The 24,567-nt window shown below is 65.0% G+C and carries 22 protein-coding genes; 13 read left to right on the top strand and 9 right to left on the bottom strand.

Annotation, left to right across the window (positions count from 1 at the left end; translation table 11 throughout):
* Nucleotides 1–242 precede the first annotated feature (242 nt).
* Both THIMADRAFT_RS16780 and THIMADRAFT_RS16775 read left to right on the top strand, forming a co-directional pair.
* Nucleotides 243–854 carry a 2OG-Fe(II) oxygenase family protein gene (locus tag THIMADRAFT_RS16780; RefSeq protein WP_007194270.1) on the top strand — a complete coding sequence of 204 codons (612 nt, stop codon included), beginning with the start codon at nucleotides 243–245 and terminating at the stop codon, nucleotides 852–854.
* Complete coding sequence (locus THIMADRAFT_RS16775) at nucleotides 854–1,237, top strand: DNA-binding transcriptional response regulator (protein WP_007194269.1); 384 nt, start codon at nucleotides 854–856, stop codon at nucleotides 1,235–1,237. The genes THIMADRAFT_RS16780 and THIMADRAFT_RS16775 overlap by 1 nt, the downstream gene beginning before the upstream one ends.
* Nucleotides 1,238–1,391: 154 nt before the next feature.
* Here the strand turns inward: THIMADRAFT_RS16775 and mepA are convergent, their stop codons facing one another.
* Nucleotides 1,392–2,261, bottom strand: coding sequence for a penicillin-insensitive murein endopeptidase (gene mepA, locus THIMADRAFT_RS16770; RefSeq protein WP_007194268.1), 870 nt, complete (start codon nucleotides 2,259–2,261; stop codon nucleotides 1,392–1,394).
* 370 nt (nucleotides 2,262–2,631) lie between these two features.
* On the opposite strand from mepA, the gene ppnP reads away from it, so the two are divergent.
* Nucleotides 2,632–2,946: a pyrimidine/purine nucleoside phosphorylase gene (gene ppnP, locus THIMADRAFT_RS16765; protein ID WP_007194267.1), complete on the top strand. Its 315-nt coding sequence runs from the start codon at nucleotides 2,632–2,634 to the stop codon at nucleotides 2,944–2,946.
* A gap of 115 nt (nucleotides 2,947–3,061) precedes the next feature.
* Here ppnP and THIMADRAFT_RS16760 read toward each other — a convergent pair whose 3' ends face one another.
* The 3 genes from THIMADRAFT_RS16760 to THIMADRAFT_RS16755 are packed head-to-tail and all read right to left on the bottom strand — an operon-like array spanning nucleotide 3,062 to nucleotide 5,630.
* A complete protein-coding gene (locus THIMADRAFT_RS16760) occupies nucleotides 3,062–4,849 on the bottom strand; it encodes an SLC13 family permease (protein ID WP_007194266.1) in 1,788 nt (595 codons plus the stop codon).
* A 7-nt stretch (nucleotides 4,850–4,856) separates the two neighbouring features.
* The gene (locus THIMADRAFT_RS27150) at nucleotides 4,857–4,997 is read right to left on the bottom strand and encodes a hypothetical protein (RefSeq protein ID WP_007194265.1); all 141 of its coding nucleotides are present in this window, start codon (nucleotides 4,995–4,997) and stop codon (nucleotides 4,857–4,859) included.
* 42 nt (nucleotides 4,998–5,039) lie between these two features.
* Nucleotides 5,040–5,630, bottom strand: coding sequence for a hypothetical protein (locus tag THIMADRAFT_RS16755; RefSeq protein WP_007194264.1), 591 nt, complete (start codon nucleotides 5,628–5,630; stop codon nucleotides 5,040–5,042).
* 103 nt (nucleotides 5,631–5,733) lie between these two features.
* Here THIMADRAFT_RS16755 and THIMADRAFT_RS16750 point away from each other — a divergent pair, with 103 nt between their 5' ends.
* The 3 genes from THIMADRAFT_RS16750 to THIMADRAFT_RS16740 all read left to right on the top strand — a co-directional run bounded on the left by THIMADRAFT_RS16750 (nucleotide 5,734) and on the right by THIMADRAFT_RS16740 (nucleotide 9,883).
* The gene (locus tag THIMADRAFT_RS16750) at nucleotides 5,734–6,408 is read left to right on the top strand and encodes a Fe2+-dependent dioxygenase (RefSeq protein WP_007194263.1); all 675 of its coding nucleotides are present in this window, start codon (nucleotides 5,734–5,736) and stop codon (nucleotides 6,406–6,408) included.
* Nucleotides 6,409–6,535: 127 nt separating this feature from the next.
* Nucleotides 6,536–7,624, top strand: coding sequence for an AI-2E family transporter (locus THIMADRAFT_RS16745; RefSeq protein ID WP_233490275.1), 1,089 nt, complete (start codon nucleotides 6,536–6,538; stop codon nucleotides 7,622–7,624).
* Nucleotides 7,625–7,714: 90 nt separating this feature from the next.
* Nucleotides 7,715–9,883 (top strand): alpha-amylase family glycosyl hydrolase, encoded by a 2,169-nt coding sequence (locus THIMADRAFT_RS16740; RefSeq protein ID WP_007194261.1) that lies wholly within the window; start codon nucleotides 7,715–7,717, stop codon nucleotides 9,881–9,883.
* Nucleotides 9,884–9,905: 22 nt separating this feature from the next.
* Here THIMADRAFT_RS16740 and THIMADRAFT_RS16735 read toward each other — a convergent pair whose 3' ends face one another.
* Together THIMADRAFT_RS16735 and THIMADRAFT_RS16730 are read right to left on the bottom strand one after the other, a co-directional pair.
* Complete coding sequence (locus THIMADRAFT_RS16735; RefSeq protein WP_007194260.1) at nucleotides 9,906–11,489, bottom strand: sensor domain-containing diguanylate cyclase; 1,584 nt, start codon at nucleotides 11,487–11,489, stop codon at nucleotides 9,906–9,908.
* 18 nt (nucleotides 11,490–11,507) lie between these two features.
* Complete coding sequence (locus tag THIMADRAFT_RS16730; protein WP_007194259.1) at nucleotides 11,508–13,643, bottom strand: M1 family metallopeptidase; 2,136 nt, start codon at nucleotides 13,641–13,643, stop codon at nucleotides 11,508–11,510.
* A 117-nt stretch (nucleotides 13,644–13,760) separates the two neighbouring features.
* Here THIMADRAFT_RS16730 and THIMADRAFT_RS16725 point away from each other — a divergent pair, with 117 nt between their 5' ends.
* Nucleotides 13,761–14,951, top strand: a complete 1,191-nt coding sequence (locus tag THIMADRAFT_RS16725) for a ChaN family lipoprotein (protein WP_007194258.1) — start codon at nucleotides 13,761–13,763, stop codon at nucleotides 14,949–14,951.
* A 47-nt stretch (nucleotides 14,952–14,998) separates the two neighbouring features.
* The gene (gene trhP / locus THIMADRAFT_RS16720) at nucleotides 14,999–16,297 is read left to right on the top strand and encodes a prephenate-dependent tRNA uridine(34) hydroxylase TrhP (protein ID WP_007194257.1); all 1,299 of its coding nucleotides are present in this window, start codon (nucleotides 14,999–15,001) and stop codon (nucleotides 16,295–16,297) included.
* Nucleotides 16,298–16,351: 54 nt separating this feature from the next.
* On the opposite strand, the gene THIMADRAFT_RS16715 is transcribed toward trhP, so the two are convergent.
* Complete coding sequence (locus THIMADRAFT_RS16715; protein WP_007194256.1) at nucleotides 16,352–16,816, bottom strand: YcgN family cysteine cluster protein; 465 nt, start codon at nucleotides 16,814–16,816, stop codon at nucleotides 16,352–16,354.
* A 577-nt stretch (nucleotides 16,817–17,393) separates the two neighbouring features.
* On the opposite strand from THIMADRAFT_RS16715, the gene THIMADRAFT_RS16710 reads away from it, so the two are divergent.
* From THIMADRAFT_RS16710 to THIMADRAFT_RS16690, 5 genes are all read left to right on the top strand, one after another.
* A complete protein-coding gene (locus THIMADRAFT_RS16710; protein WP_007194255.1) occupies nucleotides 17,394–17,933 on the top strand; it encodes a methylated-DNA--[protein]-cysteine S-methyltransferase in 540 nt (179 codons plus the stop codon).
* The gene (xerD, locus tag THIMADRAFT_RS16705) at nucleotides 17,933–18,829 is read left to right on the top strand and encodes a site-specific tyrosine recombinase XerD (protein ID WP_007194254.1); all 897 of its coding nucleotides are present in this window, start codon (nucleotides 17,933–17,935) and stop codon (nucleotides 18,827–18,829) included. The genes THIMADRAFT_RS16710 and xerD overlap by 1 nt, the downstream gene beginning before the upstream one ends.
* 110 nt (nucleotides 18,830–18,939) lie before the next feature.
* On the top strand, nucleotides 18,940–19,422 hold the full coding sequence (locus THIMADRAFT_RS16700; protein ID WP_007194253.1) for a YajQ family cyclic di-GMP-binding protein: 483 nt from the start codon (nucleotides 18,940–18,942) through the stop codon (nucleotides 19,420–19,422).
* A 7-nt stretch (nucleotides 19,423–19,429) separates the two neighbouring features.
* The gene (locus THIMADRAFT_RS16695) at nucleotides 19,430–20,164 is read left to right on the top strand and encodes a DsbC family protein (RefSeq protein WP_007194252.1); all 735 of its coding nucleotides are present in this window, start codon (nucleotides 19,430–19,432) and stop codon (nucleotides 20,162–20,164) included.
* Nucleotides 20,165–20,216: 52 nt separating this feature from the next.
* Entirely contained in the window at nucleotides 20,217–20,990 is a 774-nt protein-coding gene (locus THIMADRAFT_RS16690) for a PP2C family protein-serine/threonine phosphatase (protein ID WP_007194251.1), read from the top strand.
* A 109-nt stretch (nucleotides 20,991–21,099) separates the two neighbouring features.
* On the opposite strand, the gene mutS is transcribed toward THIMADRAFT_RS16690, so the two are convergent.
* The gene (gene mutS, locus THIMADRAFT_RS16685) at nucleotides 21,100–23,688 is read right to left on the bottom strand and encodes a DNA mismatch repair protein MutS (protein WP_007194250.1); all 2,589 of its coding nucleotides are present in this window, start codon (nucleotides 23,686–23,688) and stop codon (nucleotides 21,100–21,102) included.
* A 30-nt stretch (nucleotides 23,689–23,718) separates the two neighbouring features.
* A complete protein-coding gene (locus tag THIMADRAFT_RS16680) occupies nucleotides 23,719–24,546 on the bottom strand; it encodes a PD-(D/E)XK nuclease family protein (protein ID WP_007194249.1) in 828 nt (275 codons plus the stop codon).
* Nucleotides 24,547–24,567: the final 21 nt, after the last annotated feature.

The raw sequence follows: 24,567 nt of genomic DNA, 5'->3' as shown, positions 1-24,567 counted from the left end.
TGGCATCCGGATGTCCGTCTCAAGCATGTCCACACTCTCGATCACGATCGTCAAGCGGCGCTGTTTAAACCGCGCCCAGCGCGGTATGTGATGTTTTGGGATGGGATCGGCCTCGGCAGACTCGACACCATATTGCCTCTCCGATCCCCGACTCAAGGGCGTGGCTGCGCTCCGGTTTGACCTCGGCCGCATCCGGTCCGGACAATAGGCCGACCGATTCCCGAGCCGACTCATCCGCCGCCATGACCTTCGCCGTCGAACGTACCGTGCCTCCGTTGCCCACGCTCCGCGAGGTGAGAGCCGGGAGCTTCATCTTCGAGCGGCCATTGGCACTTCCGCCCGCCTTCTGCGATGCGGTGATCGAGCGCTTCGAGGCCCAGCCCGAATACCACTATGCCGGACGGGTCGGGCAGCTTCGCACCGAGGATCCGGGTGTGAAGCGCACCACGGATCTGGTCGTGAGCAACAAGCCGGATTGGAAGGACGTCGATCGGATGTTTTTCGGCTCGCTCGCCGCCGCGATCAAGGAGTTTCGCGAGACTTATCCCTATTTCAAAGGCCCCTTCAAGGACGAAGGCTACCAGGTCCAGCGCTACCGGCCCGGCGAGTATTACCATTGGCATGTCGACGGGGGCAGCCATGAGCTGAGTCAACGCCAGTTGGTGGCGCTGTGGTACTTGAACGACGTGCCGGGTCCGGGCGGGGAGACCGAGTTTCTCTATCAGGACGTCGCCGTGCGGCCCGAGCGCGGCAAGCTTGTGCTCTTTCCCCCTTTCTGGACACACGAGCATCGGGCGGCGGTGCTCCGGACCGGCGTGAAGTACATCGCCACCACCTGGGTGGTCTTCGCCTGATGCGCGATACGCCACCGACCCTGCTGGCGATCGTCGAGCTCGGCGGTTACCCCAACCTCACGATGCTGTACCGCAGCCTGGGATTCGAGGTCGAGGTGGTCGCCTCGCAGCGCAAGGCGCAGGCGTCGCTCAAGCGCCGTGTCCCGGACGTCATCGTTGCCGAATACAACTTCCAATCCGACTTTCGGGATCGCACCAGCAACCTCGAAACCCTGATGGCGCGCCTGCAGCGCCATCCCGAGGTCAAGGTGATCTGCTTCTACCAGAGCGAGTACCGACACAAGCTCGATGCCATGACCGCACGTTTTCCGATCTTCGAGGCGATCGCCTTTCCGGTCGAGCCTGCGCGGGTCGAGGCGGCCTTGCGCCGGGCCGTCTCCTAGAGCGCAAGAACCGCGAGGGCGTAGAGAAAAGCGGTTGTAGGTCGGATGAGCGAAGCGTAATCCGACATGCGCCGCAGCGGGCAGCCGCCACGTCGGGTTGCGGCGCGCCTAACCCGACCTACGGCTTGCTTCAAAGATTGACGGGGCCGTGCGGTCAGAAATCGCGCAGGAGTGCACTGCATGCTTGCGGCATGCGGGTCTCGGGCTTCGCTGCACTGCCGCCGCCTTTCGAGGGTTTGAGGGCCTCGTCGCTCAGCCACCACGCTAGGTCCGCCCCGCAGCCGTCGTCGCCGGTCAGCGCGGCTTGCGATTCGCAATCCGGGCTTCCGGTCGGGCAGCGCAGCCGCACGTGAAAGTGCGCATGGTGACCCCACCAAGGGCGGATCTTGCGGAGCCAATCCCGATCGGCGCTGCCGCTGTTGCGGCACAGGGCCTGTTTGATCGCCGCGTTGACGAAGATCCGATCGACATTCGGATGGCGCGCGGCCGTCTCGATCAGGCTGCTCTGGGCCGGCCCCCAAGCCGCGCTCACCGAGCGTCCGCCGGCTTGGACCATACTCTGCGGATCGGAGCGATCGTCCATCAGGCGCCGGGCCGCGGCGGGCGAGTCCGCCAGGGTGAACCAGATGTCGACATCCAGTCCGTTCTGATGGCTGCGATGGGAAGAGGGCATGCGTCCGCCGCGCGGCTGACTCAGATCGCCGATCATGATCAGACGCTCGCCGCGCGTTTGCTGAGCGCGCCCCATGTCTTCGACGAAGCGCAGCAGCTCGGGATGGCCATAGTAGCGATTGCGGTAACGACGGATGCTCACGTAACCGGGTCCGGTCTCCGGCAGCGCGTCGGCACCGCCGATACAGCCGTTGGACACGCCGCCGATCACCTCGGGCGGTCCGCTGCTCGGCGCTGCGACTGCGGCCCAAGGCGTGGCTTGGACATTTTGCACCGCGGCAAGGAGCAGGGCGCCGGCCATACCGAGTGCGAGGACGGGTCCGAGCTCGCGGACGTGAGAGATCCGGGTCATGGCTTCTCCTGAATGACTTCCAGCAAATGAGACTGCGGCGCATGATACGCGGATCGCTTCTAAACCGCGTCCAGAGCGATATGCGTCATTTTCACGCTGCGTTTGGCTTCGGAGATTTCCTTGATCCCCGTGAGACGCGGTTTAGAATCGAGAACCGCTGGAGCGACGACCTCGGTCAACCTGCGGCGCGCGCGGCCTGGTTTGCGCTAGACTGCCCGCCAGCCGCGAGCCCTTATAGCGCCCCGGCCACGCAGACCCTGCCTCGGGAGATTGCCGATGCAGTCCGCAGGAGACGGGGCGATACGCTACTCCGCGGTTCGCGTTGCCGGCTCGCTCCGTCACCGACTCTCAGAGAACAAGGTTCAGTCGAATGTCCGAATTCACCAACGTCAGCGTCCTCAAGAAGGCCAACTGCTACTTCGACGGCGGGGTGACCAGCCGCACCATCCGCTTTCCCGACGGCAGCAAGAAGACACTCGGCATCATGCAGCCGGGCGACTACGAGTTCACCACCCACGACAGGGAGATCATGGAGATCCTCGAGGGGGATCTGGATGTCCTGCTCCCCGATGCAGCGGATTGGGTGCAGGTGCAGGGCGGGGAGTCGTTCGAGGTTCCGGCTCAGGCGACATTCAGCATTCGCGTGCGGGCGCTGACCGACTATTGCTGCTCCTTCCTAAGCTGATCGGGCCATGCCTGGCGGTTCAGCGGCTTTCGGTTAAACCGCGCCGTCTCCGGCAGTCGTCAAATCCGCCGGGGCCGATCCCATCCAAAACATCGCATGCCGCGTGGGGCGCGGTCTAAAAGGACCAGACGAGCGGAACGATCAGGACCGTCACCAACCCCACGACCAAGGTCAAGGGGACCCCGATCCGCACGAAGTCCCCGAAGCGGTAGCCGCCGACGTTGAACACCATCAGGTTGGTCTGATACCCGATGGGTGTGGCGAAGCTGGCGGATGCCGCGACCATGAGGGTCAGGATAAAGGGCTCGGGCGATACGCCCATGGCTTGCGCCGCCTGCACGGCGATCGGGAACACCAGCACAGCCGCCACGTTGTTGGTCGCGAGCGAGGTCAGGAGGGCGGTCGCCGTAAAGACCAAGGCGAGCGTGATCCAGGGATCTCCGTTTGCCAGCCCGATCAGACCGCCGGCCACCAAGGAGGCCGCGCCCGTTTTCTCCAAGGCGGCGCCGATGCCGAAGGATGTCGCGATCACCACCAGCACCTGCCAGTCCGGCGAGCGCCGCGCGGTGCGGCTGTCGGTGCAGCGCGTGAGGATCATGAGCCCGGCGGCCAGCAGTGCGGCCTCCAGCATGCTGAGCCAGCCCAGGGTGACGACCGCCACCATCGCGACCACGATGGCGATGGCGACCGGCGCATGCTTGTGCTTGAGCGGATGCGAATCCCCGATCTGGCTCACCAGCAGAAAGTCGCGCGAGTTTTTCTGCTGCTCCACGAAGTCCGGGCGCGTTTCGAGCAGGAGGGTGTCGCCCGGCGCCAGGACGATATCGCCGATCTTGCGGTCGACCCGCTCGCCGTTGCGCGCCAGCGCGATGATCACGGCATCGTAGCGGTTGCGAAACCGCCCGGCCCGGACGCTCTTTCCGACCAAGGGCGACTTGTCCGACAGCACGGCCTCGACGAAGCAGCGGCCCGGGCGCGGCACGTCGAGCTTGAAGACCTGGTTGGTCGCCGGGATCAGGCCGCGGGTGCGCTGCAGGTCCATCACCGAATCCAGGATGCCCGCGAAGACCAGCCGGTCGTTCGCCTGCAGCACCTCCTGCGAGGACACCGCCGCCATCACCTGCTCGCCGCGCTCGATCTCGATGAGGAAGAGCCCGGGGAGCTGGCGCAGTCCGGCGTCCTCGATGCTCTTGCCGATCAGCGGGCTGCCAGGCTCGACCAGCATCTCGGAGGTGTACTGGCGGACATCCTCGTAGCTGGCGGCAGCGGAGGTCCGTTTCGGGAGCAGCCAGTGTCCCGCCGTGAGCATGAAGACGAGCGTCGCGACCGTGATCGGCAGGCCGATCCAGATCGGCTCGAAGAGGCCCAGTCCCTCGCCGCCGAGGCGCTCCGTATAGAGACCGTTGACCACCAGGTTGGTGCTGGTGCCGATCAGGGTACAGGTGCCGCCCACGATGCTGGCGAAAGAGAGCGGGATGAGCAGGCGAGAGAGCTCCAGGCGGTGTCGCTTGGCCCAGTCCTGCACGGCCGGGATAAAGATGGCGACGACCGGCGTGTTGTTCAGGAATGCGCTCAAACCCGCGACCGGCAACATCAGTCGCAGACGCGCATCGGTCGGTCCGCGCGGGCGCCCGAGCAGTCCCGGGCCGATCCAACCGACGGCGCCGGTCTGGGTGAGGCCCGTGACGACCACATAGAGCACGCCGACGGTCAACATGCCCGGATTGGAGAAACCGCTTAGGGCCTCCGTCGGGGTCAGGATGCCGAACAGCAGCAGCAGGGTGAGTGCGCCGGCGGTGACGACATCCGGTGCCGCGCGGCTGAAGGCGAAGAGCCCGAAGCAGAGCACGACGATGCCCAGGCTGAACCAGCCCTCCCAGCCGAGTTGCACGAGAGTGCTCATCGGCGGGTCAGACCGCGGCGCCGAGACGACGGGCGATGGCGCGGATCTGCTCGGTGCCCGGGTAGCCCGCGCCCTCGTTGGATTCCAGTCGCGTGCCGTTCGGGCAGCGCAGGGCCAAGGGTGCAGTGACGCTGAAGAGGTCGGCCATCGGTCTGTTCGTCTCGTCCGGTTCGAAAAGGCCCGCACCCGATCAGTGATCGCGACCGCGTTGCAGGGCCTCGTAACGGGCCTTGAAGGCCTCTTGGCGCAACCGCGAGGCGTCGTCCTCGGTCGGTGCGAGCGGCGAGTCCTGCCAGCTTCCGGTCGCGTGGTCGAAGACCGAGAAGCGCCAGCCGCGACCGACCTTGAAGACCTTCGTCACGTCCTTGCCGGCCTGCTCCATCGCTTCGAGCTTGCCGAGCTGACCGATGCCGCCGGGATGCTTCGCAGGCCGCGGCGTCTCTTCGCTCGGTCGATGCTCGGTCAGGTTGAAGCGGTTGTTCTGGATCTCGCCCTGTACGTCGAGCTCGACCGATTCGACCCCGGGCAGGCGTGCCAAGATATAGCCGGCCATCATCATCCCGAGTTTTTCGTTCTCGCACTCGAGCGCAGTCAACAGCTTGTCGGCGACGATCTGGCAACGCTGCAGCCGATCCGGTTTTTCGACCCACTCCCGGCTCATCTGCCAGCCGGCGTCCATATCCCGGTCCAGTCTCTCGAAGAAGGGCTGCGCCTGGCCGATCAGGCCATCGGGGACGTTGAGCTCGTAGATCCGATCGTCGATGATGGCTTTCAGGAGCATCGTTCGCCTCGTACGTCGTTGGTGAAGGTCTCGGATAGTATACCGATCGATTCTTGCGGACGCGGCGAGTGCAATGCGCGTCGCGTCGCCTCCGGAGCACAGCATGCTGTTGACCATCCCGGCGCTTCTCAATAGCGCACAGATCGCCAAGATCCACGAGATCATCGCCGACGCCTCCTTTGTCGACGGCAAGCTGACCGCCGGCTTCGCCGCGGGCCGGGTCAAGCACAACGAAGAGATGCGGTCCGAACCCGAGCGCATGCAGCGGCTCATCCGTATCATCATGGCGAGTCTCGGCCATCACGAGACCTTTCGGTTCGGCGTCCTGCCGCACCGGGTGGCCGACCCCATCGTCGCCCGCTATACCCGGGGCATGGCCTACGGCGAGCATGTCGACGATCCCGTCATGGGGACGACCGGGCCGCGTTTCCGCTCGGATGTCTCCATGACGATCTTTCTCAACGAGCCCGCGTCCTACGACGGCGGCGAGCTGTCCATCCGCACCCCGTTCGGCGAGCAGAGGGTCAAGCCGGCCGCGGGCGATGCCGTCGTCTATCCCTCCTCGAGCCTGCACCGCGTGCTGGAGGTGACGCGCGGCGAGCGCCTGGTCGCCCTGACCTGGATCCAGAGCTACGTGCGCGATCCGGCACGCCGAGAGCTGCTCTACGAGTTGAATCTCGCGCGCGAGCGTTTGCTCAAGACGGCACCGCAAGAGGACAGCACCGCCTACGTCGATCGTTCCTACGCGAACCTCGTGCGCATGTGGAGCGATCTCTAGTACCTCGTTCCAGATGGGGTATCGTTCGGCGCGTGCCGGGTGCGGTTTAAACGGGCAAACTAGGCTGTCTTCAAGAACAAAAGGGGGATTAAGCATGCACCGGGACGGCGAGGGGGATCGCATTTTTTTGGACCGAACAATCGAGGCATTCGTCCGGATCGCGATACTCGCCATCCTGCTCGCCTGGTGCTTCGATATCGTCCGGCCCTTTATCGTGCCTTTTGCGTGGGCGATCATCATCGCCATCGGACTGTATCCGGGTTACGAGCGGCTGACGCACCTTCTGAACGGGCGGCGAAACCTGGCTGCCGTCATCATGTGCTTGCTCTGTTTCGCGCTCTTGCTGGTGCCGGCCTTGTTGCTCAGTGCGTCGCTCGTCGGGGAGGTGCACACGGTCATCGGTGCCTTCGGCCACGAGTCGCTGAAGATTCCGCCCTTGCCCGATGCCGTCGCACAGCTTCCGCTGATCGGAGACGACATTGCACGCATCTGGTCCGAGGGCTCGTCGAATTTCACGGCGGTACTCGTCGAGATCGAGCCCGAGCTCAAGGTCGCCCTGCGTTGGACGATCGGGGTGGCCGGCGGGGCCGGCGTGGGGGTGCTGCACATCCTGGTGGCGATCCTGATCGCCGGCTTCCTGCTCGCGCAGGCCGAGGCCGGACAACGGGCCAGCGCGGCCTTTGCACGGCGGTTGGCGGGGGCGCGGGGCGTCGAGTTCGCCAAGCTCTCCGAGGCGACCATTCGCAGCGTGACCCGGGGCATTCTCGGTGTGGCTCTGATTCAGTCGCTCCTCGCGGGTCTGGGGTGGCTGGCGATCGGCGTCCCCGCGGCCGGGCTCTGGGCACTGCTGGCGCTGGTGATGTGCGTGGTGCAGATCGGGATCCTCCCGATCACGGTGGCGATCTTGATCTATGTCTTCTTCCAGGTCGGAACCCTGACCTTCCTCGTGTTTTTGGCGTGGAGTCTATTCGTGTACAGTCTGGAGCATATCCTCAAGCCCGTTCTGCTCGGGCGCGGGGTGGATGTCCCGATGGCCGTCATCTTTGTCGGCGCCATCGGCGGTTTCCTCAGTGCCGGAATCATCGGGCTGTTCGTCGGGTCGGTCGTCCTGGTGCTCGGCTACAAGCTCTTGGTCGCCTGGCTGAACGGAGGAGCCGAGTCCGACGAACACGCCGCCGCGATGACGCCGGCGCAAAATCATCCGCCGCAGGGCTAAAGCGGGTTCGTCCTCGGCGTGTCGCGGGGCCCCGAGTGCCGCTGCCCCGCGGACTGTTCCTTTGAACCAACGAGATACGGAGTCTTCTCGATGTCTGATTTGATCCTCCACTTCGAGCGCCGCGCGGGCTGGGGCTCGCTGGTCCGCGCCCACGTTTGGGATGCTCAGCCGATCGGGCCTCGCACCGATTGGCCCGGCGTGCCGATGGAGGTGCTCGACGACGACTGGTATCGGGTCCGTCTGCCCGGAACCCGTTCTGCGCATCTGGTCTTCACCGACGGCGAAGGTCACCAGACCCACGATCACTTTCGCGATGCCGACGGCTGGCTCGATGCCCGGAGCCATTGGCACGACCATCGTCCGGGGCATCGCGTGCACCCCGTGAAGACCGCCGCGCCGCCGCCTCCCGCTCGGCCCGTGCCGACCTACACCACCGAGCTGCGCCCGGTTGCCGAGCGGAGCGATTTCCGCGAGGAGACCATCTATTTTCTGATCACCACGCGCTTCTACGACGGCGATCCCTCGAACAATTTCTTCTGCCGCGACCGCATCCAATTCGACGCGAACGGCAATCCGGTCGATCCCCATTGGCGCGGCGATTTCAAGGGCCTGATCCAACGCCTGGACTACATTCGCGACCTCGGCTTCACGGCCATCTGGATCACCCCGCCGGTGGAGAACCGCTCCGGTCTCGATTATCACGGCTATCATCCTTACGACTGGACCCGCATCGATCCGCGCCTCGAGTCACCGGGAGCGACCTATCGGGACCTGATCGACGCAGCCCATTCCAAGGGCATCAAGATCATCCAGGACGTCGTCGTGAACCACTCCTGCCAATACGGCATTCGCGGGCAGGTGCACATCGACCATCTGCCGATCAAGTATTACGTGCCGCAGGGCTCCGAGCAGGGCAAGGTCGATCACGGCCCCTACCAGGGTCATCTCGGCAATTACGCTTGGCCGAATCGCGACGACATCGACAACCCGGTCGCTCCCGGATGGTACCGCGAACGCCACGGCAGAGATCCGGAGGGCATCGAGCCGCTGGTCGATCCCAAGACCGGCGAGACGGTGCCCAAGCCCGGCTACAACCCGGGGCGTTTCTTCGGTGTCGACCCCAATGATCTGGATCCCGACTGGTATCACCAGGAGGGTTTCATCTGCGGCGGCGATTGGGAGAGTCCGCATTCGCTCCAGCACAAGCATCTGGCCGGGGACTGCATCGACCTGGCGACCGAGCGCCAAAACGTCAAGGACTATCTGATCGGCTCCATCAATCGGTATCTGGACATGGGTGTGGATGCGCTGCGCATCGACACCGTGAAGCATGTGGAGCGCGATAACCTGCTCGAGTACATCAACGCCTGGAAGTCACACAAACCAGGTCTCTTCGTGTTCGGCGAGAACCTGGTGAAAGGCTACGGCTGGGGCGATCTCGGCGGCGGCGACAACGGTCCCTCGCAGATTCGGCCCTGGTGGTATACGCGTATCGGTCATGACCCCCAAGATCCGGAATCCGGCGGGGACTCGGGTTTCCCGCAGCTGGATTTCGGTCTCTTCTCGACCTTCCGCGACACCGTCAGCAAAGGAACCTACGCCGGCACCGCGCAGATCCTCGGTATGGACTGGATCTACGGCGACGTGACCCAGCTGGTCACCTTTTTGCAGAACCACGACGTCGGCCCGGACAACGATTTCAAATACCGCTTCAAGGGCGAGCAGTGGATGGCCGCCGCGGCCTACAACCTGATCTGGACCGTGCGCGGGATCCCCTGTCTGTATTTCGGGGAGGAGATCGAGTTCATGAAGGGCGCGCCCCAGGATGTGGAGGGCGAGCGCGACACACTGCATCAGACCGGGCGCGCCTATTTCGGCGATCACCTCGGCGACGAGCGTCTCGCCCAGACCCAAGCGCATCCGCTGTATCGGCACATCCAGCGCCTCAACCTGATCCGCCGCGCGATTCCTGCACTCCAGAAGGCAGGTCTGAGCCACCTCGCCGAATGGGGCAGCGGGATGCGTTTCGTGCGCGATCATCCGCAGAGCGGCACCTATGTGGTGGTCGGTCTCGCCATCGGCTCGGACCAGGAGATCGGGATCGACAGGGTCCGCCCGGGGATCTATCGCGACGCCGTGACCGGCCAGGAGCAAGACTGCCACGGTCGTCTGATCTTTCACGTCAAGGCCAACTCGGCCGGGATCTACGTCCTCGACGGCCCCGGGAAGATCGGCGAGGACGGGGTCTATCTGCGATGACTCTGCCAGCGGTTCACCCGGTTCAGGCGAGCTCGACGCGGTTGCGCCCAGCTGCTTTTGCCCGGTAAAGCGCGGCATCCGCCCGCTGCATCGCGGCGGTCGGGATGCTGTCGTCAGGCATGAAGGCGGACGCGCCGATGCTCACGGTGACGGTCAGGCGCACCTCGCCGATCGGGATCTGCTCGGCTTCGAGCTCTCGACGAATCCGCTCGGCATAGATGCGGGCCCCTTCCACCGCGCTGCCGCGCAGCAAGACGCAGAATTCCTCCCCGCCGATGCGACCGGCGATGTCGGTCTGACGCAGTGATTTACGCAGGATGCGCCCGAACTGCTGCAGGACCATATCCCCGGCAGCGTGACCGTGGGTGTCGTTGACCGATTTGAACCGGTCGAGATCCATCATCAAAACGCCGACCGGGACATCGGGTCGACGTTGGTAGCTGCCCCAGTATTGCTTGACCTGATCGATGAAGAAGCGGCGGTTGGCCAGGCCGGTGAGTCCGTCCGTGGTCGCCAGGCGTTCCAGAAGCCTGCGCGCCCTGGCCTGCTCGTCGAGTGCGATGGCGAGCAGCCAGCTCAACAGGGCCAGAAGAGCGAGCAGGGCTGTACCGATCCAGGCGTAGCGACTGGCTGTCCGGGTGCCGAGCGTCGCGAGCTGATCGTTGGAGACGTGCGAGACCACCTTCCAAACATAGTCTCGAGAGGTCACCCGAGCCCCGCTCGGCCCCGCCGCTGCGGCCGTGCCGGTACTGGAGACGGTTCCGGATTTCAGCGGATAGACCGATCGCCAGGTCCAGAGGCCCGAAGGGTCCAGCCATTGGCCCTGCTCGGACCGGTGAATGCGGGGCCAGACATCCGGATAACGTGCGCCGAGGGTCTCGGGGCGATCGAGCATAAAGCCCCATTCATCATCGGGCTCCTTGCTTTTCAGCCAGTAACCCTCGGCGTTGAGGAGCATGGTGTCGTCCGACAGACCGCTCGACGCGGCGGCAAATTCATCGAGCATGGTCTTGCCGAGATAGTTGAGGATCAGGATGCCGCGCCGGTTACCGGAGGCGTCGGCCACCGGGGTGGCAAACCTGAGCATCGGCTTGTAGGGGATCTGCAACGTGCCTTGCTCGATGTTGAGGTCGAGCGGCGAGACGAAGACCTCGCCGGGGTCCAGGGCCATGGTGTCGGTGAAGAAATAACGGTCCTTCTTGTTCTGAAGCTGCGCTTGGGGGATCGCGACGGCCACCCCGTCGACACGATCGATGCGGACCCGCTCATCACCCTGCTCGTCGATCCAGCGGATCTGGTCGTAGATCCGCGCCGCATCCGAGAAGGCTAAGGCGTCATGGGTGAACTGCGCGAGCGCCTCGCTGCTCCCGTGCTGGATCAAGCGCTTGAGTGCGTCCTGGGCGGAGAGGTAGCGAAGATCGCGCTGGACCGTATCCAGGTGCCGGGTCAGCGCGTTCGCCCCGAGTCCGACGGCTAGATCCACCGACGACTCGAGCCGGACCATGGCGAGGGTGTCGTCCGCTTGCTTAAGTGACCAGGCGCCGAGCACGATGACGACCGCGATGGGCGCGAAGATGAAGGTGAAGTACCGCAGTTTTCTGATCATTGCGTGGCAGCGCTCGGATCAGGGCACTAGCGCGGGAGGCTCGGCGACCGGCGCCAGTGCACGTCTCGGGCCGAGCCAGGACGCCAGCACGGAATCGCCCGATGGCCATTGGCCCTTCACCTGATTGTCGGGCGCACTGCCGCTGAAGATCAGATAGCTGTATTTCCCGTAGTGCGGCAGCTTGCGCGCAATACCGGGGAGTGCGGCCGGGTCGCTCGCGGCGAGCCAGCCGAGCGGCTGTCGGTCCTGCCACGCCGTGAGCACGGGGCTGACCTGCGTGCCGTCGAGCCTGTCCTCGTCGCCGAGTCGGAGCCGGCGTTGCTCGGGCTCCAGCGCGACACCCTGCGCCAACTGCGCGAAGCGATCGATCCAGCGGCTCTCCCAGCCCATCAGCCAGACCGCCCGGTCGTCGGGCAAAGACGTCAGGGTATCGTCCCAACGGATCTCCCAGCCGGGGTGGCCTGTCTTCCATGCCTCGGCGAGGCCCCGGTAGCCGTCTTTGAGCGCCTCGGGTGCTCCGGCGGGCAGGATCATGAGCCCGCGCTCGGAACCGAACAGGTTGCTCAGTGCGACGGGTGTCTCACCCGGAAGCAGCTCGCGGAAGACGTCGAACCAGGGATCAACCGCCACCCGGATCGGCGCGGACGGCAGGCGCACCTTGAAGTCAGCGCTCGGCCCGCCGACCTCGACGACGAGACTGATCGGGTCTCCGGTCTCTTGGTGAACGATTACGGGGACACGCACGGGAAAGGGCTCGCCGCCTTGGGTCTGCTCGATCCGGCCGGTCAGCTCGAAACCCTCGGCGGCTCCCGCGTCCGCGGGGACGACCGCGACCTCCGAGAGGCGCAATCGCGGCGCGCCGATGCGCGTCGTCCAGGTCGCGAAAAAGTCTCCGAGGTCGCGCCCGCTCGCGGCCTCGAACGAGCGGCGTAGATCAGCGAAGCCGGCGACACGGAAACGGTTGTCTGTCCAGACACGCGCAAGACCGGCCTTGAACGCCTCGTCGCCGAGCTGGCGCCGCAGCATGTGGAAGAGCATGGCGCTTTTGCCGTAGCCGATCGCCTGGGAGGCCGCGCCGTGCCGGCCGCGGAAGTCCACGACCGGGAAATCGCTGCTGTCCCGGACATAATCGGCATAGCCCTTGAGCATCTCGCGCCGATAGACCCAGCCCTCGCCGACGGCCTCGCGCAGCAGGTGATCGGCGAGATAGGTCGTGAGCCCTTCGGCCCAGTTTCCCGCAGCATAGTCGACATAGACCCCGTTGCCCCACCAGTTGTGGAGGATCTCGTGGGGGTAGGAGGTGTGGACGATGAACGGCAGACGGATGACTTGTGGGCCGAGGAGCGTGAAGGAGGGCATGCCGTAACCCGTCTCCCAGAAATTCTCGACCAGCGCGAACTTGGCGAAGGGATAGTCGCCGATCAACTCGGAGTAGAGGTTGATGTAGCGCTCGGTCGCGTCCAAATAGCCCTGTGCGAGCCCGGCGTCGGCCTCGCGCAAGTAGACTTGGGCTTCGAATGCGGTGTCTCCGGCCTGAACCTGCTCGACATAGCGTTTGAAGGGCGCCGCGATCAGATAGATGTCGTCCTGCGGGTGAGGCTCGCGCCAGGTGGAGAGTCCGCTCGTCGGATCGCCCGGCCCCTCGCCCTGCGAGACCGCGGTCCAGCCCTGCGGCAGGGTCACCGCGAGCGAGAAGGTTTGGAGGCTGTCCGGGATGCGGGGATACCAGCCGCTATTGCCGTCGAGAAAGACGCCTTCGGAGGAGATGGTGCCGCGCGACCATTCTCGGGCACGCCCCATCCCTTCGGCGATCTGCTCGCGCGCGTGGCGGATCGACCCTTCGTAGGCCAGCGTGACGGGGCCCGGGCCGGTGATGCGAAGCCTGTAGCCGGTCAGATGCTCGAGACGTTCGGCGACGTCGATCCGCGCATTTCCGGAGGCGACCTCGGGCTCCATTCCGGCGTGAAGAAGCAGCAACCAGTCCGGTCTAGCGTCCGGGAATGTCAGGGTATCCCGCACCTGCAGGGTGCCCGCATCGGGGTCGATACGCGCGTCCAGGTCGTGCGCGACGAGCGGCGCCGCTGCGGCAACGTGTGTCGACCCGAGAAGTGTCGAGAACGTCAGCAGGAGGCTTGAAACGAACCGGTTTCGCATCAGTCTAGGTTCCAATCGGTTGAAGGGTCGGGAGCGCGAGCGAGCTGTCCGCAGTGCGCCGAGCTATACCCGGCGCGTACCGCGCCGAGTAAGTCAACATGCGGGCCGAGTCGGCTCATGACCAGAGAGGATTCAGTCGTGTCTTACCTTCGTTTTTCGCTGTTTTTCGTCGCCGCTGTGCTGGGCTCCGTTGCCGGTGCCGATTCCGCCCCTGCGAAGACGCAGGACGCGATCCCCGGCCCCGCGCAGGCGGCCGATCCGCAGACCCATGTCCTGGATCTCGCCGCACTCTCGGACATGAGCAACCTGCTCGATCGCATTGCCGATCGGCGTGTCGTCTTCGTCGGCGAAAGCCACGACCGCTACGAGGATCACCTCAACCAACTGGCCGTGATCGAAGGGCTGCACGCACGCGGCAAGTCCCTGGCGATCGGGATGGAGTTCTTCCAGCAGCCCTATCAGGCGGCGATCGACGCCTATGTCGCGGGCGAGATCGACGAGGCGGAGTTTCTGCGCCGCACGGAATACTTCGACCGCTGGCGTTTCGATTATCGGCTCTACCGCCCCATCCTGCGCTTCGCCCGCGAGCATGGCATCCCGGTCATTGCCCTGAACCTCGAGGCCGAGCTCACACGGCGCGTCGGCGAGGTCGGGATCGCCGGCTTGACCGAGGCCGAGCGCGCCCGAATCCCGGCCGACATCGATCGCAGCGATCCGACCTACCGAGAGCGTATCGAGGCCGTATTCGCGATGCACCCCGGCGAGCGCCAGCAGGATGTGGAGAACTTTCTCGAGGTCCAGCTCCTCTGGGACGAAGGGATGGCCGAGCGTGCTGCGGTCTATCTCGAGGCAAACCCGGGCCGCACGCTTGTCGTCTTGGCCGGATCCGGTCATGTCGAGTACGGGCAGGGCATCCCCAGCCGACTGACGCGCCGTCTCGACGTCCCGACGGCAATCATTCTCAACGGGACGCAGCGTCCCATGGATCCGGCCGCGGCCGATTTCTTTCTCTACCCGAGGGAGGTTGTGCTGCCGGCCTCCGGTCTGCTCGGGGTCATGCTCGAATCGGGCGTCGATCGCGGCGGCGCGCTTATCCAGGGGTTCGCCGAGACGAGCGGTGCAAAGGACGCGGGTATCCAGGAGGGGGACCGCATCGTGCAGATCGGCGATCAACCGGTAAGCGCCTATGCCGACGTGCGCATCGCCTTGCTCGACAAGGGGCCGGGTGAAAAGATGCCCGTCGAGGTCCTGCGCAAGCGTACGCTCGGCGCCGACGAGCGGTTGAGTTTCCAGGTCGAGCTGCGTTGAGCCGCGTGCGACCGGAACTGCTCTCGCCCGCGGGTTCGCCGTGCGCCATGCGCTACGCCTTTGCCTACGGGGCGGATGCGGTCTATGCGGGCTTGCCGCGATACAGCCTGCGGGTGCGCAACAATGCGTTCGACGGGGCGACGCTCGCGAGCGCGATCACCGACGCGCATGCCGAAGGCAAGCGGTTCTATCTCGCTGCCAACATCCTCTCGCACGGTGCGAAGCTCAAGAGCTTCATCGCGGATCTGAATCCGATCCTCGCAATGGCTCCGGATGCCTTGATCATGGCCGATCCCGGCTTGATCATGCTGGTGCGCGAGCGGTGGCCGGATCAGGCCATCCACCTCTCGGTCCAGGCGAACACCACCAATGCCGCTGCGGTGCGTTTCTGGGCGGCGCAGGGGGTCTCGCGAGTCATCCTCTCGCGCGAGCTGTCGCTGGACGAGGTGGCGGAGATCCGCGACGCCTGTCCCGAGGTCGAGCTCGAGGTCTTCGTGCACGGCGCACTCTGCATCGCCTACTCGGGGCGTTGTCTGTTGTCGGGCTATTTCAATCATCGCGACGCCAACCAGGGTGCTTGCACCAACGCTTGCCGGTGGGACTATCGCGTGGCAAGTGCGGCGTCGAGCGAGCCGCTTGCGGCCATGTCTGACCTATCCAGGGGCGTCGCGGGGGACCGCGAGGGCGCCCCTCGGCATCCCGCCGCCGACGAGGTCTATCTGCTGGAGGAGCGAGAGCGTCCGGGCTCCTATCTCCCGATCTTCGAGGACGAGCAGGGCACCTACATCCTCAACTCGCGCGATTTGCGCGCGGTCGAGCACGTTGCGCGCCTGGTGGCGATGGGAATCGATTCTCTGAAGATCGAGGGGCGGACCAAGTCGCACTACTATGTCGCGCGCACCGCCCAGGTCTATCGTGCCGCGATCGACGACGCACTCGCCGGACGAGCGTTCCGCAGCGATCTACTGACCGATCTGGAAGGGCTCGCCAATCGCGGCTACACGGAGGGTTTCTACAGACGTCATGCCCCGAGCGCGCTGCAGAACTACGACGACGGTGCCTCGCGCAACCAGCGACAGATCTTTGTCGGCGAGGTGACCGGCAGTCACGACGGCTGGGCGGACGTCAAGGTCAAGAATCGCTTCGCGGTGGGCGATGAGCTGGAGTTGTTGACCCCGTCCGGGAATCATCGATTCCGCTTGGAGCGGATGCGCAGAGGCGACGATACGGAGCTTCAGCTCGCGCCGGGCGACGGCTGGGAGGTGCGCATTCCCGCACCGGTGTCATCCTCCCTCGGCGGATACGCCCTCCTGACTCGACTGCTCTCCGAGACCCCGACGCCGTAATCCCTGTCGGCGATTCGACCGAAAGAGGCCGAAGGTTCCAGCGGCCTTCGGCGCTCAGCGGATCCAGTCGATGAGATGCATCAGCGGGTCTGTCTTGGGCCCGGGCTTGATGGCCCGCCCGTACAGGCTCTGCCCGGCGTCCACGACCGAGCTCGGATCGCCCGTGATCAGGGGGTGCCAGTTCGGCAACGGCTTACTCTCGGCCAACAGTCGGTAGGCACAGGTCTCCGGAAGCCACCGCGAGTACGCCAGTGCCGCCGGTGTCAGGGTGACGCAATCGGGCATGCGCCGTGCCCGATCGGCGTAATCGCTGCACCTGCAGGTGTCGAGATCCAGGAGCGCGCAAGCGACGCGCGAGTAGATGATGTCGCCGGTCTCCTCTTCCTCGAACTTCTCCAGACAGCATTTCGCGCAGCCGTCGCAGAGCGATTCCCACTGCTCGGGGGTCATGGCGGAGAGTGGGGTCGTCTCCCAGAATCTCGGCAGTCCATCATCGGGGCCGTCATCGGGTTCGCTCATGTCGGGTCTATCCACAGGTCGCTGATTCCGTCTATCTTGACCGATCCGAACGGTCGATGCATCCCGCATCGGGCCGGCCGTCACTTGGGTCGGGTGGCCATGAAGCCGACCGCGCCCCTTCGCGACCGGGTCTCTTCGCGACGATGCCCCTGTTTGAGACTTGACTTTTGTGCGAACCCGGATCGAACCGCGGAGACGTTATGCACACCGAAAGGCGTGCGCCGGCGGAAGGGTCGCGAGCCTCGTGCCTGGTTGATCGTTGACGGGAAGGATTTTTAATGCGTTGTTTTTATTATTATCATACGGATGCTCTAGGTTAGGGGCTTTCGAAGAAACAGTGACATGGGTGTTGCCCTCATTCCCGATCGCACAACTCGCCCACAGACTTATCCACAGGTCTCGTTCCCTTTTCCGGTGCATCGGCGCGGGCTAAATCGCGCCCGGTGCGGTAGGCGATGTTTTTGGATGGGATCTGCCCCGGCGGTTTTTGACGACCGCTGGAGATAGCGCGGTTTAAGATAAACCGATGCCGTCTCGGCCGAAGACGGCTGCCGAGACACCATCGGAGGAAGACACCATGCCGCAGACCCTTATCGAGACCCCTATCGGCCCGATCGGCATCCGCTGGGACGGCGAGACCTTGATCGGGGTTGATTTGGACCCGCCGGGCGCAGGCGTCGAGATGGCGTCGGAAACGATGCCGCCGGCGATCGGATTGCAGCTCGCGGCTTATTTCGAGAAGGGGTCGACCGGTTTCGATCTCCCGGTGGTGCTCGACGGCACCGATTTTCAGCAGCGGGTTTGGGCCGAGCTGAGTCGAATCCCCTCGGGCGAGACCCGCACCTACGGCGAGATCGCGCGACAACTGGGGAGCGCACCACGCGCGGTCGGACAGGCCTGTCGTGCCAATCCCTGTCCGATCGTGGTGCCTTGCCATCGGGTGGTTGCCGTCGACGGTCTCGGCGGTTTCTCCGGCGACACGAGCGGACGCAAGCTCGCGGTCAAGCGTTGGCTCCTCTCCCACGAGGCACGTCAACCGCGTCCGTGCTCACGAGATGCGTTTGAGTCGGGCTCGCTGCCCGAGTATCCCGGTGGACTTATCCCTGACGCGCTCTGATGTCTACGGATCTGGGGGTGATCGAGGGTTTTGCCGATGCACTCTGGCTCGAGCGGGGCCTGAGTCCGAATACGCTGGCGGCCTATCAGTCGGATCTGCGTGCCTTTGCCGTTTGGGTCGCGCGCGAGCGCGGCCGTTCGCTGATCGAGGCGCAGCGGCTGGATCTGCTGGATTACTTGGTCGTTCTCTCGCAGGAGGGCCGCAAGCCGCGCTCGAGTGCGCGTCTGTTGTCCTGTCTGCGCCAGTTCTATCAGTACCTGCTGCGGCGCGGTGTGATCCGCGAGGATCCGAGCGCCCGGGTCGAGGCGCCGAAGCTGGGGCGACCTCTGCCGAAGAGCCTGAGCGAGCTCGAGGTGGAGGCCCTGCTGGGTGCACCGGATACCGCCGATGCGCGGGGGCACCGGGACCGGACCATGCTCGAGGTGCTCTATGCGAGCGGTCTACGGGTTACCGAGCTGGTGACCCTGACGACCGGGCAGGTCGGTTTGACGCAGGGCGTCGTGCGGATCGTCGGCAAGGGCGACAAGGAACGGCTGGTGCCGCTCGGAGAGGAGGCGACATCCTGGCTGCTCGACTATCTGCGCGGACCGCGTGCGGAGCTGCTCGGTGGCCGCGTGACCGATTATTTGTTCCCGACCTGCCGCAGCGAGTGCATGACGCGCCAGACGTTCTGGCTGCTGATCAAGCGCTATGCGCTCGAGGCCGGCGTCTTCAAACCCCTGTCGCCCCACACCCTGCGCCATGCCTTCGCCACCCACCTGCTCAATCACGGCGCGGATCTTCGGGTCGTTCAGATGCTCTTGGGCCACAGCGACCTTTCAACCACACAGATCTACACCCATGTTGCGCGTGAGCGTTTGAAGCAGCTCCACGCACGTCATCATCCGCGGGGTTGAGGCAGGATGGCGGCGAATCGCGTGCGAGGGATCACCCGGCGGTTCGCTTTTGGCGGGATTTCTCGCACAATGGCCGTCTTCGGTGAATTGCGTGCGGAGTCAGAAAAGCTATGCCATCGTTCGACATCGTCTCGGAGATCGACCTGCAGGAGGTCCGCAACGCGGTCGACCAGGCCAACCGCGAGATCGACACCCGGTTCGACTTCAAGGGCGTGAAGGCCAGCTTCGAGCTGAGCGACGGGAAGATCCTGATGATCGGCGAGCAGGAATTTCACCTGCAGCAGATGATGGATATCCTTCGCCAAAAACTGGTCAAACGAAAAATCGATCTCTCTGCGCTCGATCCCGGCGACCCGGTCACGAACCTCAGCGCGGCCCGACAGGAGATCGCCCTCAAACAGGGTGTCGACAGCGAGACCGCCAAGCGCATGGTCAAGTCCATCAAGGCGAGCAAGACCAAGGTGCAGGCACAGATCCAGGGGGACCAAGTCCGTGTCTCCGGAAAAAAACGCGATGACCTCCAGGACGCAATCGCACTGCTGCGCGGCGAAGACTGGGGTTTGCCGATCCAGTTCACCAACTTCAGAGATTAAGAATCCAATGACGAAAGCAAGATTTTCCGCACTCGCTCTTGCCGTGTTCACGCTCGCCGCGCAGTCCGCGTGGGCATCGCCCGAGAAGACCATTCGCGAGGCGCTGGTCAAGATCGTTCCGGGCGTCGAGATCGACAGCGTGACGGCCTCCCCCGTGCAGGGGCTCTACGAGGTCATGGTCGGCACCCAATTGATGTACGTGACTGCGGACGGACGTTATTTCGTGGACGGGCGGATCGTCGATCTGAAGACGCGCGAGGATCTGACGGAACCACGTCTGGCCGGGGCGCGTAAATCCCTGGTCGACGAGGTCGGGGAGGCTCAGATGGTCGTCTTCGAGCCGGACGAGACCAAGCACACCGTAACCGTCTTCACGGACATCGAGTGCGGCTACTGCCGCAAGCTGCATGGTCAGATCGACGAGTATCTCAAAGAGGGCATCCGTGTCCGTTATCTCTTCTATCCGCGCGCCGGCCAGGGTAGTCCCGCATACACCGAGGCGGTATCCGTCTGGTGTGCCGGCGATGCCGCCGCGCAGCGTTCGGCCATGACCGATGCGAAAGCCGGTAAGCCGATCCCGGACAAGACCTGCGAGAATCCGGTCGATGTGCACATGGCGCTTGGCGCGGAGCTCGGTTTGCGCGGGACACCGGCCATCCTCACCGAGACGGGCGAGATGATCCCGGGCTATGTCGAGCCCAAGCGACTGGCGGCCCAGCTCAACGGGGCGGCCGGATCCTGAACCTCGAGCGTCTGGCGCAGGCGATGATATCGAATCGTTGCGCGGTGACGTCATGACGGTTCATACCCTCGAGTATGCCTGGCGCACCGACCGCGGTCGTGTGCGAACGGGCAACGAGGATGCCGTCGCCGTCGACCCCGTGCTCGGCTTCTTGATCGTCGCGGACGGTATCGGAGGTGCCCGGGCGGGTGAGGTTGCGAGTGCGTTGGCGGCCGAGGTGATCGCCAGGCGTTTTCGACAGCACATGGCCTATCGACTGCATCCGGACGCGGCGGAGGCCTTTGTCGAGTCGGCGATCCAGGACGCCAACGTCGCCATCTGGACCCTGAGCAAAGCGGAGGCGGATCTCTCCGGGATGGGGACAACCGTGGTGGTCGGGGTTGTCGGAGACGACTGGCTGGCTTTCGGCTATGTGGGTGATTCGCGTCTGTATCGGTTGCGTGACGGGCGTTTGGAGCAACTTTCTCGCGATCACTCGTTCATTCAGGAGGTCGTCGATCAGGGATTCTTCAATACCCGCGAGGATGCCCGCCGTTACGGGATTGGCGCCAACATTCTGACTCGCGCCCTCGGGTCGTCCTCGCAGGTCAAGGTCGCGTGCGGGGTTGCCGATCTCGCACGCGGCGACATCTTCCTGTTCTGTACGGACGGTCTGACGGGCATGGTTCCCGAAGACTGGTTGTGTCAGGTGCTGACGGCGAGTTTCGGCAACGACCTCGAGCCCGCCGCCGAGGCTCTGGTGCGTCTCGCCAACGAGCGCGGCGGCAACGACAACATCACCTTGGCGCTGCTGCGGGTCGGGGAGCCGTTGCGCGATTCGGTTTGACGGTTTCCCTCGTTGCACCGACCGGGAGGCCGGGGCGGGCTTACGCACCCCGGCAATCCCGCCGTTTCGACCAAACCGCGCCGCGACCGACATCACCGCGGGCAGATTCTCAGGGAGTGGACACTCGATCGGCCGTCAGATCCTTCAGGCGATAGACCAACTCCAATGCCTCGCGGGGCGTCAAGGTATCCGGCTCGATGGCGGCCAGCGTCTCCACAAGCGGATGCGGCGCAGCGGGCTCGGGATCCGGCGGAAACAGCGAGAGTTGAACGGCATCCCGTTCCGCGTGCCGCCGCGCGCCCGCTTCCAACTCGCGGAGCCGCTCGCGTGCCCTGGCGATGACCTTGGCCGGGACGCCCGCGAGCGCGGCCACCGCCAAACCGTAGCTCTGATTGGCCGGACCCTCTCGTAAGGCGTGCATGAAGACGATGCGCTCGCCATGCTCGACCGCGTCGAGGTGGACGTTGGCGATGCCCGGATATTCTTCCGGCAAGGTCGTCAGCTCGAAGTAGTGGGTCGCAAAGAGACCGTAGGCGCCGATGCGTGTGGCCAGCTCCACCGCGCAGGACCAGGCGAGCGAGAGCCCGTCGAAGGTGCTCGTGCCGCGTCCGACCTCGTCCATCAAGACCAGACTCCGCGCGGTCGCGTTGTTGAGGATGTTGGCCGTCTCTTCCATCTCCACCATGAAGGTCGAACGCCCGCCGGCGAGATCGTCGGAGGCGCCGATCCGCGAGAAGATGCGATCGATCGGGCCGATGGTCGCGATGCGCGCCGGGACGTAGCTCCCGCTGTAGGCGAGCAGTACGATCAGTGCGTTCTGGCGCATGTAGGTCGATTTGCCGCCCATGTTGGGTCCGGTGATGACCAGCATCCGGCGGCGGCGATCCAGACGCAGACCGTTGGCGATAAAGGGGGCGTCCAGCACCGTCTCCACCACGGGATGGCGCCCGTCTTCGATCTCGATGATGGCCTCGTCCGTGAGATGCGGTCGAGACCAGTCCAAGGCCCGCGCGCGCTCGGCCAGGTTGGCCAGCACGTCCAGGGTCGCGATCGCCTCGGCGCTCGTCTGCAACGGAGCGATCGACTCGGCGAGGGTGCCGAGCAGATCCTCGTAGAGTGCCTTCTCGCGGGCCAACGCCCGCTCGCGACTGCTGAGCACCTCGTCCTCGAAGCGTTTAAGCTCCGGCGTGACATAGCGCTCGGCGCCCTTGAGCGTCTGGCGGCGGATGTAGTCCTCCGGGACCTGATCGGCCTGACTGCGACCAAGCTCGATGAAATAGCCGTGGACCCGGTTGTAGCCGACCTTCAGCCCGGGGATGCCGGTACGCTCGCGCTCGCGGGTCTCCAGATCGAGTAGAAAACGGTCCGCGTTGCTCGAGAGCTCGCGCAGGCGATCGAGCTCCGCATCGAGACCGGATGCAATGACGCCGCCGTCGCGGATCAGCATGGGCGGTTGGGGGATGATCGCGCGTCGCAGCAGGTCGAGGACATCGGGATGTGTCCCGGCCGCTTCGGCGAGAGTCATGAGCAAGGGGTCGTCGCAGCCGTCGAGCGGTGCACGCAGATCCGGCAGCACGGCCAGTGCATCGCGCAGCGCGGCGAGATCCCGCGGACGTGCCGAGCGCAGTGCGATACGCGAGAGGATGCGCTCGAGATCCCCGATCCCGGCGAGGACCGTCTGCAAGTCGGTGTGGACGCCCGTGTCGATCAGGGTGCCGATCGCGGCATGACGCGACTGCACATCCGATCGCGAGCGCAAAGGCCGTCCGAGCCAGCGTCGCAGCAAACGGCTGCCCATCGCGGTTGCGGTGCAGTCGAGCACGCCGGCCAGCGTGTGCTCGGGCCGCCCGCCGAGACTCTCGGTGATCTCGAGGTTGCGCCGGGTCGCGGCGTCCAGGATCAGGGCATCGTCGCGCTGCTCGGTGGTGAGCCCGCGCAGATGGGGCAGGGCGGCGAACTGGGTGTCGCGGACATACTGCAGCAGACAACCCGCAGCGCCGATGGCGAGATCCAGCCCCGCGCAGCCGAAGCCGTTCAGATCGCGGGTACCAAATTGATCGCAGAGCAGACGCTCGCCGGTGTCGCGCTCGAAGTGCCAGCTCGGGCGGCGGGTGACGCCGCGGTCGATGCGCAGCGCCTCGGGGAGCCGGCTGTCCTCGCCGACGAGTAGCTCGGCCGGTTTCAAGCGCTCCAGCTCGCTCGCCAGCGCTTCGCGGGTGGCGACCTCCAGGACCGAGAATCGCCCGCTCGAGAGCTCCGAAAAGGCCAGGCCGTAGCCGTCGCGCCCCTCGGCGATCGCCGCCAGCAGGTTCTCGCGCCGATCGTCGAGCAAGGCCTCGTCGGTCAGGGTCCCGGGCGTGACCAAGCGCACCACCTTGCGCTCGACCGGCCCCTTACTCTTGGCCGGGTCGCCGACCTGCTCGCAGATCGCGACAGAGACACCCTTGCGGACCAGGCGCGCCAGATAGGCCTCGGCGGCGTGGTAGGGTACGCCCGCCATCGGGATCGGTCGGCCCGCCGATTGGCCCCGCTTGGTCAGCGTGATGTCGAGCAGCCGGGCGGCCCGCTCGGCGTCCTCGAAGAACAGCTCGTAGAAATCGCCCATCCGATAAAAGAGCAGCATGTCCGGGTACTCCGCCTTGAGGCGGAGGTACTGCTGCATCACCGGGGTGTGCGCACTCTGGTCTGGTTTATCCATGGCCTGCAAGACGCTGAGGGGAGACGCGGTTCAGACGGCCTCGACCTCGGACGAGTCCCCATACATCTCGATCCCCAGCCGCTCGCCGACCTTGCGGGCTCGGGCGTCGATCATCGGCGAGATCACGATCAGGCGATCGGCCTTGCGCTCGTGGCGCCGCTCGTAGAAACGCGCCTTGCGCTCGAAGATGTACATGCCGGCCTTGTCGATCGAGGACTTCAGCTCGCAGATCAGCAGCAGCCCGTTCTTGATGATGACATCCAGCTCGATCTGGTCCGGACGGCCGAAGACCTCGCCCGAGTCGTCGTAGTCGGTGACATTGACGACCTGCACGTCGAAGCTCTGCTCCAGGATGGCGGCCAGCGCATCGCGGAACGCCTTCTCGGATTGAAGCCCCCAACGCGAGCCGAGCGCACCGATGCCGCGATCGAATTTCTGTGCCTGCGCCATGATTTCGTTGTGCAGCCGCTTCAACTCTTCTTGGTTCGCGTCCCAGCGGCGGTTGCTGTCCGCCCGGCTTTCTTCCCAAAGACGACTCTGCTCGGCTCGGTTCTCGTCCCAAAGACGTCGCCACTCGGCTTGGTTCTCGTCCCAACGGCGGTTCTGCTGCTCCCATTTTTGCGCTTGCTCCTCGCGCATGCGCTCAAGCTCGGCCTGGTTCGCTTCCCACTTCCGCTCCTGCTTCTCGCGGTCGCGACGTAGCTCGCCAAGCAGCTCGTAAAATCGATCCCCGGTCTCTCTTCGGTCGGCGTACTCGTCCCGTGTCAATTCGAGGACATAGGTCCGGAACGCAGGATCCTCGCGCAGCCAGGTCGGCAGCTCGCGCTTGATGGTGTCTTTCAAGGATTCCGTGGTCATGTCCGATGTCGAAAAGCGACG

The sequence above is a fragment of the Thiocapsa marina 5811 genome, assembly GCF_000223985.1.
GTDB classification, from domain to species: Bacteria; Pseudomonadota; Gammaproteobacteria; order Chromatiales; family Chromatiaceae; genus Thiocapsa; species Thiocapsa marina.
This window is presented reverse-complemented; position numbering and strand designations above follow the sequence as displayed.